At 37.0% G+C, this 13,967-nt stretch carries 11 protein-coding genes; 6 read left to right on the top strand and 5 right to left on the bottom strand.

The genetic code is table 11. The annotated features are described in order from the left end of the window. Nucleotides 1-16 precede the first annotated feature (16 nt). Together rpoC and NHE85_RS09650 are read left to right on the top strand one after the other, a co-directional pair. Nucleotides 17-4,315, top strand: coding sequence for a DNA-directed RNA polymerase subunit beta' (gene rpoC, locus NHE85_RS09645; RefSeq protein WP_252811814.1), 4,299 nt, complete (start codon nt 17-19; stop codon nt 4,313-4,315). A 4-nt stretch (nt 4,316-4,319) separates the two neighbouring features. Next, nucleotides 4,320-4,631 (top strand): DUF3467 domain-containing protein, encoded by a 312-nt coding sequence (locus NHE85_RS09650; protein WP_252811815.1) that lies wholly within the window; start codon nt 4,320-4,322, stop codon nt 4,629-4,631. A 278-nt stretch (nt 4,632-4,909) separates the two neighbouring features. Here NHE85_RS09650 and NHE85_RS09655 read toward each other — a convergent pair whose 3' ends face one another. After that, nucleotides 4,910-5,920, bottom strand: coding sequence for an acyltransferase (locus tag NHE85_RS09655; RefSeq protein WP_252811816.1), 1,011 nt, complete (start codon nt 5,918-5,920; stop codon nt 4,910-4,912). A 137-nt stretch (nt 5,921-6,057) separates the two neighbouring features. Here NHE85_RS09655 and mutL point away from each other — a divergent pair, with 137 nt between their 5' ends. From mutL to NHE85_RS09675, 4 genes are read left to right on the top strand one after another with little or no spacing between them, the layout of a single operon-like run. Then, nucleotides 6,058-7,935, top strand: coding sequence for a DNA mismatch repair endonuclease MutL (gene mutL / locus NHE85_RS09660; protein ID WP_252811817.1), 1,878 nt, complete (start codon nt 6,058-6,060; stop codon nt 7,933-7,935). Further along, nucleotides 7,932-8,684, top strand: coding sequence for a rhomboid family intramembrane serine protease (locus tag NHE85_RS09665; RefSeq protein WP_252811818.1), 753 nt, complete (start codon nt 7,932-7,934; stop codon nt 8,682-8,684). The genes mutL and NHE85_RS09665 overlap by 4 nt, the downstream gene beginning before the upstream one ends. Nucleotides 8,685-8,687: 3 nt before the next feature. Next, nucleotides 8,688-9,593 carry a rhomboid family intramembrane serine protease gene (locus tag NHE85_RS09670; protein WP_252811819.1) on the top strand — a complete coding sequence of 302 codons (906 nt, stop codon included), beginning with the start codon at nt 8,688-8,690 and terminating at the stop codon, nt 9,591-9,593. A 29-nt stretch (nt 9,594-9,622) separates the two neighbouring features. After that, nucleotides 9,623-10,660 carry an endonuclease/exonuclease/phosphatase family protein gene (locus tag NHE85_RS09675; protein WP_252811820.1) on the top strand — a complete coding sequence of 346 codons (1,038 nt, stop codon included), beginning with the start codon at nt 9,623-9,625 and terminating at the stop codon, nt 10,658-10,660. A 1-nt stretch (nt 10,661) separates the two neighbouring features. Here the strand turns inward: NHE85_RS09675 and NHE85_RS09680 are convergent, their stop codons facing one another. From NHE85_RS09680 to dapB, 4 genes are read right to left on the bottom strand one after another with little or no spacing between them, the layout of a single operon-like run. Continuing rightward, nucleotides 10,662-11,273, bottom strand: coding sequence for a WbqC family protein (locus NHE85_RS09680; RefSeq protein WP_252811821.1), 612 nt, complete (start codon nt 11,271-11,273; stop codon nt 10,662-10,664). Further along, the gene (locus tag NHE85_RS09685; protein WP_252811822.1) at nt 11,274-11,645 is read right to left on the bottom strand and encodes a four helix bundle protein; all 372 of its coding nucleotides are present in this window, start codon (nt 11,643-11,645) and stop codon (nt 11,274-11,276) included. 52 nt (nt 11,646-11,697) lie between these two features. Further along, nucleotides 11,698-13,221, bottom strand: coding sequence for a signal peptidase I (lepB, locus tag NHE85_RS09690; protein ID WP_252811823.1), 1,524 nt, complete (start codon nt 13,219-13,221; stop codon nt 11,698-11,700). Between the two features lie 46 nt (nt 13,222-13,267). Next, nucleotides 13,268-13,966: a 4-hydroxy-tetrahydrodipicolinate reductase gene (gene dapB, locus NHE85_RS09695; protein WP_252811824.1), complete on the bottom strand. Its 699-nt coding sequence runs from the start codon at nt 13,964-13,966 to the stop codon at nt 13,268-13,270. Between the last annotated feature and the right edge of the window lies 1 nt (nt 13,967).

Consider the following 13,967-nt stretch of genomic DNA (forward strand, 5'->3'; position numbering starts at 1 on the left):
TGATAGATTACATATCATGACGAGATTAAAAGATAAAAATACCATTAAAAGATTTAACCAGATATCTATAGGCCTTGCTTCGCCGGAGTCTATACTGGCTGAATCAAGAGGTGAAGTTCTTAAGCCGGAAACTATTAACTATCGTACCCACAAACCGGAAAGAGACGGCCTTTTCTGTGAGCGTATATTTGGTCCTGTAAAGGATTTTGAATGTGCTTGCGGTAAATATAAAAGGATTCGTTATAAAGGGATTGTTTGTGACCGATGCGGTGTTGAAGTTACCGAAAAGAAAGTACGCCGTGACAGGGTAGGGCACATTAACCTTGTAGTGCCTATTGCCCATATATGGTATTTCCGTTCGCTTCCTAACAAAATTGGTTATATACTTGGCTTGCCGTCTAAGAAATTAGACATGATCATTTACTATGAAAGGTATGTGGTTATTCAGCCGGGTATTGCTAAAGGACCGGATGGGGAAACCCTTAACAGGCTTGATTTCCTTACTGAAGAAGAGTACCTGAATATTCTGGACACTCTTCCGATGGAAAACCAATACTTAGACGATACAGACCCTAACAAGTTTGTTGCTAAGATGGGTGCTGAGTGTATTATGGACCTGCTTGCAAGAATTGATCTTGATGAGCTTTCTTACCAGTTACGCCACAGCGCTAATACTGAAACGTCTAAACAGCGTAAAACTGAAGCCCTTAAAAGACTTCAGGTTGTAGAATCATTCCGTGAGTCTAATCTTAACAGGGAGAACCGCCCTGAGTGGATGATCCTTAAAGTTATACCTGTTATACCGCCTGAGCTTCGCCCATTGGTGCCGCTTGATGGCGGACGTTTTGCAACATCAGATTTAAATGACCTTTACCGTAGGGTAATTATCCGTAATAACCGTCTTAAAAGGTTAATGGAAATTAAAGCACCTGAGGTAATCCTTCGTAACGAAAAACGTATGCTTCAGGAATCTGTTGACTCGTTATTTGATAATACAAGGAAAGCATCTGCTGTTAAAACAGAATCTAACAGGCCATTAAAATCATTATCAGATTCATTAAAAGGTAAACAGGGACGTTTCCGTCAAAACCTTCTTGGTAAGCGTGTTGATTATTCTGCACGTTCGGTAATTGTTGTTGGGCCTGAAATGAAACTATTTGAGTGTGGTCTTCCTAAAGATATGGCCGCTGAGCTTTACAAACCATTTGTCATCAGAAAACTGATTGAGCGTGGAATTGTAAAAACAGTTAAGTCTGCTAAAAAGATAATTGATAAAAAAGAACCTGTAGTTTGGGATATCCTTGAAAACGTAATTAAAGGACACCCGGTACTATTAAACAGGGCTCCTACTCTTCACAGATTAGGTATACAGGCATTCCAGCCGAAACTTATTGAAGGAAAAGCTATTCAGCTTCACCCATTGGTATGTACGGCGTTTAATGCGGATTTTGATGGTGACCAGATGGCGGTTCACCTTCCGTTAGGGCCGGAGGCTATTCTTGAGGCGCAGTTATTAATGCTTGCTTCTCACAATATCCTTAACCCTGCAAATGGTGCGCCTATCACTGTACCTTCTCAGGACATGGTACTTGGTCTTTATTATATGACCAAAGAGCGTCTTTCAACTGAAACTCACAAAATTTTAGGTGAAGGCCTTACATTCTATTCTGCAGAAGAAGTACATATTGCACTTAATGAAGGCAAACTTGAACTTAATGCGCGTGTAAAAATACGTGCTAAAGATTTCAATGAAAATGGCGAGCTGGTATGGAAAATTATCCAGACTACTGCCGGTAGGGTATTATTCAACGAGGTGGTGCCGGAAGCGGCAGGATACATCAATGAAATCCTTACAAAAAAGTCGCTTAGAGATATTATCGGACAGATTTTAAGTGTTACCGATGTACCTACAACGGCTGCCTTCCTTGACAACATGAAAGACATGGGTTACAAATTCGCTTTCAAAGGTGGTTTGTCATTCAGCTTAGGTGATATTATCATTCCTCCAAGAAAGCAGGAGCTTATTGCCGATGCTAACGAGCAGGTAGATGCTATCTCTATGAACTATAACATGGGTCTTATTACCAATAATGAGCGTTACAACCAGGTAATTGACGTTTGGACATCTACAAACGCGTTGCTTACGGAGCTTGCAATGAAAAACATTAGAGAAGACCAGCAAGGTTTCAACTCGGTGTATATGATGCTTGACTCGGGGGCGAGGGGTTCTAAGGAACAGATTCGTCAGCTTACAGGTATGCGTGGTTTGATGGCTAAGCCTAAAAAATCAACTGCCGGTGGTGGTGAGATTATTGAAAACCCGATCCTTTCAAACTTTAAAGAAGGTCTTTCTATCCTTGAGTACTTTATCTCTACTCACGGTGCGCGTAAAGGTCTTGCGGATACCGCTCTTAAAACGGCGGATGCAGGATACCTTACAAGAAGGCTGCATGACGTTTCTCAGGATGTTATTGTTAACTCTGTTGACTGTGGTACATTAAGAGGTATTGAAGTTTCGGCACTTAAGAAAAACGAAGAGATCGTTGAATCTCTAGGTGAGCGTATATTAGGACGTGTTGCCCTTCAGGATGTTATTAATCCACTTACAAGCGAAGTACTTGTTCACGCAGGTGTTCAGATTACCGAAGCTGAAGTGAAAGCTATAAATGCAGCTCCTATTGAAAGAGTTGAAGTACGTTCTCCATTAACTTGTGAGGCTACTAAAGGTATCTGTGCTAAATGTTACGGACGTAACCTTGCTACAGGTAAAATGACTCAGAAGGGTGAAGCTGTTGGTGTAATTGCTGCTCAGTCAATTGGTGAGCCGGGTACACAGCTTACACTACGTACATTCCACGTTGGTGGTGTTGCGGGTGGTATTTCTGAAGAATCAAGCATCATTACTAAATTCCGTGGTAGACTGGAGATCGAAGACCTTAAAACTGTTAAGGGCGAAGATACTGATGGCAACGAAACAGATATCGTTGTTTCACGTTCTACAGAATTGAAATTAGTTGACGAGAATACAGGAATTCTATTAAATACACACAATATTCCTTACGGTTCAAGCATCTACGTTAAAGACGGAGAAGTGGTAGACAAAGGAACTGTAATATGTAAATGGGACCCGTATAATGGGGTTATCATCTCTGAATTTACAGGTAAAATTGCTTATGAAGATATCGAACAGGGACAATCGTTCATGGTTGAGATCGATGAGCAGACCGGATTCCAGGAGAAAGTTATCTCTGAGGCAAGGAATAAGAAATTAATCCCAACGTTATTGATATATGGTAAAGACAATGAGCTTATCCGTTCTTACAACTTACCGGTAGGTGCCCACCTTATGGTAGACAATGGTGAGAAAATTAAGGCTGGTAAGATTCTTGTTAAAATACCAAGACGTTCATCTAAAGCGGGCGATATCACAGGAGGTCTTCCAAGGATTACTGAGCTTCTTGAAGCACGTAACCCTTCTAACCCTGCGGTAGTTTCTGAAATTGACGGTGTTGTTTCTTTCGGTAAGATCAAAAGGGGTAACCGCGAGATCATTATCGAGTCTAAATTTGGAGAGATTAAAAAATACTTAGTTAAGTTATCTAATCAGATCCTTGTTCAGGAAAATGACTACGTTAAAGCAGGTCTTCCGTTATCTGACGGTGCTATTACTCCTGAGGATATCCTTAGGATACAGGGGCCATCTGCAGTACAGCAGTACTTAGTGAACGAGATTCAGGAAGTTTACCGTTTACAGGGTGTAAAAATCAATGATAAGCACTTTGAGGTTGTTATCCGCCAAATGATGCGTAAAGTAAGGGTTGAAGATCCGGGAGATACACTTTTCCTTGAAGATCAGCTAATACATACGTCTGACTTTATTGTGGAAAACGACAAACTATATGGAATGAAAGTTGTAGAAGACGCAGGTGATTCTGAAAACCTTAAACCGGGCCAGATAATCACTCCGCGTGAACTAAGGGATGAGAATTCATTGCTTAAACGTAACGACCAAAACTTAGTTTCTGCAAGAGACGTAGTTCCTGCAACTGCTACACCAGTACTTCAGGGTATCACAAGAGCATCGCTTCAAACTAAATCGTTTATTTCTGCGGCATCGTTCCAGGAAACAACGAAAGTACTTAACGAGGCAGCTGTAGCTGGTAAAGTTGACGGACTTGAAGGACTTAAAGAGAATGTAATTGTTGGTCACAGAATACCTGCAGGTACAGGTATGAGAGACTATGATAACACTATCGTAGGTTCTAAAGAAGAATACAATGAGCTATTAACTCCTAAGGAGGAATATAACTACTAATACAATGAGTGATCAAAAACAACAACCGGGACAAATAAACATAGAACTGGATGAAAAAACAGCAGAGGGAACTTACAGTAACCTTGCTATAATCAACCATTCGGCTTCTGAGTTTGTTGTGGACTTTGTGAGTATTATGCCGGGTACGCCTAAGGCAAAAGTAAAATCACGAATTGTGTTAACGCCTCAGCACGCTAAAAGGCTGCTTAAGGCACTGGGTGAAAACATACACCGTTTTGAAAGTGCCCACGGGCAGATAAGCGATACGGAACAACCCGCTATTCCTTTGAGTTTCGGTCCTGCGGGACAAGCTTAATAAAAACAAAACCCTTTCAGTAATGAAAGGGTTTTTTGTTTTTATTTTAAATCAGTATCGGATTTCAATATCCAGCCATATGTATAGGTTGGTTGTTCATGAAAATTTGCATACTCATTGGTAAGTCCTGAAGGTTCCATTAATACAAACATCCACTCTAGCCTGTTCTTTTTTGCAAGATAGCAGAAGTATGATTAGGCAGGCTGCGAAAGGCATCGCTTTTTGTGTCATTATTTGTATTTTGATACTTTGTTAAACTTTTTATTATTGCTATAATTTTATAAATATTTATTCAGACCGGGAATCGACTTTATAATTACACTTGTTAAGAGGCTAAGCAGAAGGCATACTATTGTTGATGTTAGTATTCCTATAGTTGGACTAATAAAATCCCAGGTCATACCGTAAGTTATTAATAAGGAGAGGATCAATGCGTGGATTAAATATATATTAAAGCTGTGTTTTGACAATAAATTTACAGTGGTTTTAACTAATTTATTTCTTATATCTGATTTGAATATAATTATATATATACCAATGCTTTGTAATATTATATTGAAACTTTGGTAGCTATAAAACATTTCATTGAAATAATTATCCTTAACTGCAAAATAATATGTACCTGCAATTGTTATAATTGTTCCACTGATGTACAGTATCAAACCTTGAATAAATGTAATAGTGTTATATTTTGATAAGTAAAAACCAAGAATGTAAAACCCTGTATAGTTAGCAAAGATTGAAATCTGGAAATTTGGGAAGTATGAATTGAGTGAGTAATTATTTACTGAATTAAAAATAAACCATAATATGAGAAAATATTTTAAGTTATTCTTAGTTGCATTTTTTGTGTAAATCCTCAATATTGGTGTTATGAGATATAAACCTATGAGCATATAGATATACCATAAATGGTAGTAACTACCATGTACTATACTCTTAAGTGCATATGAAGGTAAGTCCTTAAGGTCAAAATTATATATTCTTTGAATACCGTAAGTGTAAAGTATATATATGATACTGAAAAATAGAAAAGGAATAATTATTTTAAAGAGTTTGTTGGTTACGAAATCTTTAATGTCATAATCTTTATTTAACAGAAATATACCGGTTATCATTACAAATACCGGGACGCAGAATCTAACAGAGCTATCAAAAATATTTGCAACGTTCCAATCGTACATTTCAATTGTACCCAAACTTACTACTCCCGGGGCAGCAACATGTAATAATATTACGCTGATAGTGGCAATAACCCTAAGAGTATCTACCCATTCAATTTTATTCATGAACAATGTTTTTATGTTAATAAACATACAATCTTTTTTTTAAGTTAGCTAGTCATATTTACGTATTAAGCTTCTTTCCCCGTCCACAATATTTCCTTAACTTTGAAGCTAATCAATAAACAATATTTCCCTTCCTTATGTCGAGTATCATTCAATTACTTCCAGATCACGTTGCCAACCAGATAGCTGCCGGAGAGGTGGTGCAAAGGCCGGCTTCGGTAGTAAAGGAATTACTCGAAAATGCTGTAGATGCAGGTGCTACTGAGATCAAACTAATAATTAAAGATGCAGGTAAAACTCTTGTTCAGGTTATAGATAACGGAAAGGGTATGAGCGTAACCGATTCGCGCCTTTGTTTTGAGCGCCATGCAACCTCTAAAATACGTCATGCGGAGGACTTGTTCTCACTGCATACCAAAGGCTTTAGGGGAGAAGCGCTGGCATCTATCGCGGCTATTGCCCATGTGGAGCTTAAAACCAAACAAGATCAGGACGAACTGGGTACACACATTATTATTGAAGGCAGTAAATTCATTTCTCAGGATGTCGCTGTATTGCCACGAGGCACATCATTTTCCATTAAAAATTTATTCTTTAATATTCCTGCCAGACGTAACTTTTTAAAGAGCGATACGGTAGAATTTCGCCATATTATTGATGAATTTGAACGTGTTGCACTGGCACACGCTAACATTAGCTTTATGTTGTATCATAACGGCAGTGAAATGTTTAACCTGCCGGGTTCTAATCAGCGCCAGCGTATAGTAAATGTTTTTGGCGGGCGTACTAATGAGAAATTAGTACCCGTTACCGAAAGTACCGAAATAGTACAGATTCAGGGATTTGTATGTAAGCCGGAGTTTGCCAAGAAAAACAGGGGGGAGCAGTTCTTTTTTGTAAATAACAGGTTTATAAAAAGCGGTTACCTTCATCATGCAGTAATGGCAGCTTATGAAGGTTTGCTAAAAGATGGCTGCCAGCCCGGATATTTTCTGTATCTGGATGTTCCGCCTAATACTATAGATATTAATATTCATCCTACCAAAACTGAAATTAAGTTTGACGATGAACATGCGCTATATGCCATTCTCCGCTCGGCTATAAAACACAGCTTAGGGCAGTTTAATGTGGCTCCGGTACTTGATTTTGACCGCGATGCAAATCTCGACACGCCCTATACCTATGAAAGTAAAGAAGCGGTAATGCCAACTGTAGAGGTAAACAGGAATTTTAACCCTTTTGCTGATGAAAAACCTTCAAGAGCAACATCCGGGTCATCTGGTGGGTTTTCGCCTTCTCAGTCCTTCAGGAAAGCTGAAAAAGCTCCCGTTTGGGAAAGCCTTTATAACGGTTTATCTGAAGCTGCTGAAGATATAGCGGTAACAGAAATAAGTTTTGAATCGGAGGAAGTTACGGGCTCGCTGTTTAATGATAGCGAAGTAGAACAGGCGGTACAGAAAACCTACCAAATACATAAAAAATATATTGTAAGCCCTATTAAGTCGGGGCTTGTAATTATAGATCAGAAGCGGGCGCATCAGCGTATATTGTATGAGCAGTTTTTAACAAATATTACTGTTCATCATGCTGCCAGTCAGCAGTTACTTTTTCCTTTAATGCTGTATTTCAATAAAACAGAATTAGATCTTGTTCAGGAAATGCGTTGTGCTTTAGAGAATACTGGCTTTGTTTTTGCAGGGTTTAATGAAGACCATGTTGTAGTGTCCGGACTTCCGGTAAATGTTGCTGAAAGTGAGGTTTCTATACTTTTGGAAGAACTTATTAATGACCTGCAGCAGGAAGTGCCTGACAGTAGTTTCAGCCAGACTGACAGTATTGCGAAGTCTATGGCGCGAAGCCTGGCTATAAAAACAGGTATTGCATTATCTGAAAAAGAACAGGAGAATATGGTAAACTCACTTTTTGCCTGTAAAGAACCGGGAGTTTCACCTTTTAATAAACCAACTTTCATAACGGTAAGTGTGGAAGATTTAGACAAACGATTTGCTATATGATGCGTATTACCGAAACTGTTAAGCAGTTAATTATAATCAACATAATATTTTTTGTTGGAACATACCTTATTGGCCAGGAAGTAGCGGTATCATTTTTAGGGCTGCATTTCCCTGAAAATCCTGAATTTAAATTATGGCAGCCTTTAACCTATATGTTTATGCATGGCAATGTAATGCATATACTGTTTAATATGCTGGGTTTGTTTATGTTTGGTTCGTTTCTGGAGCAGGTATGGGGAGCCCAAAAATTTATTTTCTTTTATATATCATGCGGACTCGGAGCTGCGTTACTGCATATAGGTATAAATTATATATCGTTTTACAACGTAGCAAATACATTAATGGCCAGCGGACTATCGCATCAGGATATATTAACGGCTTTAAACACTCATAATTTTGAGCCTTTGTATGGCAAAATTGACCAGTCCCAATTTGACACTTTAACGTCGGCATATTATATTCCTACTGTGGGTGCATCCGGAGCAATTTACGGTATACTTGTTGCGTTTGCATTTATAGCCCCAAATGCAGGGCTTATGTTATTGTTTTTCCCTATTCCTATAAAGGCTAAATATTTTGTTCCCGGCATTTTAGTATATGATTTAATTATGGGTCTAAAAGGGCAGTCATTATTTGGAAGTGGCGACGATGGCGTAGCCCATTTTGCACATTTGGGTGGTGCATCAATAGGATTTTTAATGATGTGGTACTGGAAAAAAAATCAGTTTAATAACAACCGTTGGAACTAATATATGAGTATTATTGACGATCTGAAAATGGAATACAGGATAGGCGGCATGACACAAAAGCTTATCTATTGGAATATAGGGCTTTTTGCTCCTGTTATTATTTTTAGCATCTGTAAATTATTTGGGTTAAATGTTGCTGTACTTGACTGGTCCGGCAATTATTATACACAGGATTGGTTTAGTTTGTCCAGCAATATTACAGATCTGGCATGGAAACCCTGGTCTGTTGTTTTATATGCTTTTCTTCATGCAGGTTTTTTCCATTTGCTGTTTAATATGTTTATGTTGTTTTTTGCCGGCAGGCTTTTTACAACTTTTTTTACACAAAAACAATTACTTGGTGTTTACCTGCTTTCTGCAATTTTTTCAGGTTTAATGTATGTTGTAGGTTATTCTTTTATACCTACACTTGCAGGAGGTACAGCAGGGCTTGTTGGTGCTTCGGCATCAATAATGGCCATACTCATAGCAACCACTACTTATCAGCCTTTATATAATGTAAGGCTTATGCTGATAGGCAACGTTAAACTGTGGCATATTGCTATAGTGTTTTTGGTACTGGACCTTATAAATGTATCTGTTGAAAATCCTGGTGGCCACATTGCGCATTTGGCGGGCGCATTATTCGGATACCTATATATAAAACTGCTTCAAAATGGTACAGATCTTACAAAAGGGGTTACGGCCGTAATTGATTTTTTTGCCGATCTGTTTAAACCCGGAAAGAAGGTTCCTTTTAAAAAAGTTCACCGTAATCCATCGCCTTCACCACGCACAAATACAAAATCTGCTAATAATAAAGATATTACCCAAAAACAAATAGATGATATTCTTGATAAAATAAGCAAATCAGGGTATGACAGTCTTACAGCTGCTGAAAAAGAATTTTTATTTAAAGTTGGTAAATAAATGATTAGCTTTGAGTAGAAGCGCAACACATGAAAAAGCTATCAGGATTTAATAAGTTGATGTTTTTTTTCAATATAGTATTGACTATATTGACATTCATTGCCTATATATTGCCATTTCTTGCTCCTAAATTGTTTCCTTTTTTGTCAGTTTTTACCCTGCTGATGCCTTTAATGCTCATACTTAATTTTCTTTTTTTCCTTTACTGGCTATTGCAGACAAAAAGGCAAATGCTTTTATCTGGGCTGGTACTGCTCTTAGGAATAACCTTTATAAGCAAATGTTATAAATTCTCCTCTGAAAATCTACCTGAAGATAAATCAGACTTTACTTTGATGAGTTATAATGTGAGGATGTTCAATCTTTACGAATGGCTGCCTGACGCCAATATTCCAAAAAAAATAATGGATTTTATTAATGAAAAAAATCCGGATATTGTATGTCTTCAGGAATATACAAAAAAAGGCAATGCTATATTTCCCGAATACAGGCATAAATTTATATTCGGGCGTGAAGGTAAAAGCGGGCAGGCAATATTTTCAAAATTCCCAATTATAGATAGCGGACACATTGAATTTCCTAATACTGGGAATAATGTTGTTTTTGCTGATGTTAAAAAAGGGAAAGATACCCTGCGCGTTTATAGTATGCACCTTCAGTCTATAAAAATAAGTCCGGATATTCACGAAACCATTGACGAAGAAAAATCTAAGGTAATTTTTAATCGTTTGAGTGAAGCTTTTAAGAAACAGCAATTACAGGCAGAGCTTATTGAAAAACATAAAAATGAATGCAGCCATTCCATGATTATTTGCGGAGACCTTAATAATAGTGCTTTTTCTTATGTGTATCGAAGTATAAAAGGAAAAATGAAGGATGCTTTTGAAGAAGCAGGGCAGGGGTTTGGAAAATCGTATAACTACAAATACTATCCCGCCAGGATAGACTATATATTTGCCGATAAAAATTTAGAGGTAAAACAATACACTACTTTTGGCGATTTTGCCAATTCAGATCATTTTCCGGTTATGACGCGCCTTTGTTTTGAAAAGGAAGAACAGAAGTAAATTACAGTTCCTGATTTTTAAGATATTCCATAGCATAGCGGCCTTCATTAAATAAAAGGTCTAAAATACTCAGGTTATTTATATAGCCGTGTTTTTCTTCAAAAACCTGCGTGTAAGGTTCAAAAACCGCAGTGTCTTTTTTTCCATTTGTTAAATAGCGGTAATCCTTAATATTATCTACTTCATGAAAATATTCTTCCGTTTTAGCATATTTAAAATCCATTCCCAGGCATGAGGTTACAATTTCCATTACCTGAAAATTAAGATCCATCATGAAGTCATGTTTTTTTTCGAATACAGGTCTTAAATCATCTTCAAAGTACTCAAAGAAGGGAGATGTTCTATAAGCGGCTTCAAGCGATTTAAAATGCTGTTTTTGCCAGTCAAACGCATGTTCAATGCGGGTGTCTTTAAATTTTTGATGCGCAGTCTTACTATGCTTCACAGGAATATTTAATAACTGAATCCCATTTGGGCTGTATATATACATCCTGTTACGGTTGGTCTGTTTCTGGAAATTATCTTCAACTTCAAAAGTTATAGCTTCTGATTTAACCATTGCCACAAAATGGCTTATAGAAGGGAAATATGTAGGGTGTAAAAGAATATTCATTTATTTGGTTAATTGTTGAATCTGGTAATTTCTTAGAGCATTCAGTTTATTGGTAATACTTTCTAATAAATTACGTGAGTCGTTGTAGTCTTGTTGAGAAATCAAGCCTATTTCAAAACAGATTATTATTTGATTCAAAGCCTCAACAGCCGAACTAAAGGCTATTGTGGTAAAATGTGCCTTATCTTTATAAGAGTTTCTGGCAGAACCTTCTGCTATATTTGAAGATATAGAAATAGATGATCTTTTTAATTGACTGGTAAGATTAAATTTTTCTGTATCAGGAAATAAGGATGTAAGTTTATAAATTGTTTTTGCAAACTCCTTTGATTTAACCCAAACTTCGAGTTTTTCAAATGAATATGTATACATTAAGATTGTAAAATAACCAAATTATCAAATAAGCGAACAATCGAATTTTGAATTATGCTGCTTTTTCTTTTTTCTTTCTCCAAAAATAGCTTCCGCCAATCCAGATTACAAGTGCAATTAAAAAATAATTAAAATAAGAGACTGGTTTTCCACTACCACCAACGGTAGTAAAGAATCTGTCCCACCTTATTTTTTTTGTATTTTGATCGATACTCATCCATATAAATACAGGCTTCCCAACAATATGGTCTTCGGGTACAAATCCCCAGTAACGGCTGTCTTCAGAATTGTGACGGTTATCACCCATCATCCAGTAGTAATCCTGTTTAAAAGTATAAGAATTTGCAACCTGACCGTTTATACGGATTTCATCTCCATTTACCTGAAGGTCGTTATGCTCATATTCTTTAATTATCATTTTATAGAATGGCAGGCTTTCTTTATCCAGGGCAACTGTTTTTCCTTTTTCAGGAATATATACAGGACCCATATTATCTACATTCCAGGTAGGTTTAGAATGGGGGAAAATGGATAAATCGCCTTCGTTTCTTGTAATTCTTCTTGTAACAGATTTTACGCCTGCATAATTTTTAAGTCTTTCAGCACTTTCATTTGTTAAAGAAGTGAATACATAAGTCGTATCATTTACTCTTCCAAATGGATCGGTTACATTTAATTCTTTTTGAAGATATAAGTTATTGATTATTGTTCCGTTTGTAGTAATTACATAAGAGTATTGAGGCTTAGCTCTGTCAGATAGAATTAATTCCTTATTATTTATATATACTATTCCGTCTTTAAGGGTAAAGGTATCGCCCGGTGTACCTACACAGCGTTTTACATAGTTTGACTTCTTATCTACTGGCTTGCGGATGCCAACACTGTTTTTATCTCTAAAATACCGTACGGTATCTATAGGCCAGTTAAAAACAACAATATCGTTTTTCTTTACTTTCTCAATTCCCGGAAATCTGAAATAAGGAAGTTGAGGCCAGTTGCTGTAGGATTTTGTATGTATAAGAGGTATTGTATCATGAACCATGGGCGCTGCTACCGTAGTCATTGGTGTACGTGCCCCATAATTAAATTTGCTTACAAAAAGAAAATCACCTACTAATAATGTTTTTTCTAATGAAGAAGTAGGAATTGTAAATGGTTGTACCGCATAAGTGTGTACTATTGTTGCTACGACTATTGCGAATAAAAGAGAACTTAACGTGCTGTCTTTTTTTTCTCTTTCGGGATTATATTCTGCAGTACCTGTATAGTTAATGTAATAAATATAGAAACCTAGCGTAACTATACCAATTATAGCATCTGTAGTTGATTTTTTACCGAAAGCCTGTAATGTTTGTACCCATACTACCGGGAACATTATAAGATTTACAATAGGTATAAATAGCAATATAGTCCACCAGCGCGGCCTGTTTATAATCTGCATTAAAACTATTGCATTATAAACCGGTACTGCTGCTTCCCAGGGCTTTCTGCCTGCTTTTTCATAAAGTTTCCAGGTTCCTAAAAAGTGTACAACCTGTACTGCAAGGAAAAATATAAACCATTGTAATAGTGTCATTGTATGTATGTTTTTTATATATGTATACTATTGGGCGAAAATGTTACTATAAACCCAAAACATCTTTCATTGTATATATACCTTTTTTTCCAAATAGCCACTCTACTGCCACAACTGCACCAAAGGCAAACCCTTCACGGCTGTGTGCTGTATGCTTAATTTCTATAGAATCTATTTCAGAATTATAAAAAACACTATGGGTACCAGGTACGCCTTCTTCACGTTTGGCTGCAATAAGTAATTCATCAGCTTTTGCATTTTCTAATGCCCAGCTTGAATAGTCAGAATTTTCAATAATATCTTTGGCAAGTGAAATAGCTGTTCCGCTTGGAGCATCAAGTTTTTGCAGATGATGTATCTCTTCCATAGATACACGGTACTGCTTAAGGTTTTTCATCATTTTGGCAAGGTAGGAGTTAAGCTCAAAAAAGATATTCACGCCAAGGCTGAAATTAGAGCCATAAATGAAGGCTCCGTTTTTTTCTTCACAAAGTTTTGCAACATCATGATAGTGTTCAAGCCAGCCTGTTGTTCCTGATATTACGGGAATATTATTATTAAGGCATGCAGAAATATTAGCTACGGCAGCATCAGGAATACTGAAATCTATAGCAACATCTGCATTTTCAAGTCCTGCAAAAGTATCCTGGGCACCTTTTCTAAGTACTATTTCATGCCCTCTTTCCAAAGCAATTCTTTCAATTACTTTGCCCATCCTTCCGTATCCTAATAAAGCAATTCTCATA

Source organism: Flavobacterium sp. NRK1, from assembly GCF_024054175.1.
In the GTDB taxonomy this organism is placed as follows: Bacteria; Bacteroidota; Bacteroidia; order Flavobacteriales; family Flavobacteriaceae; genus Flavobacterium.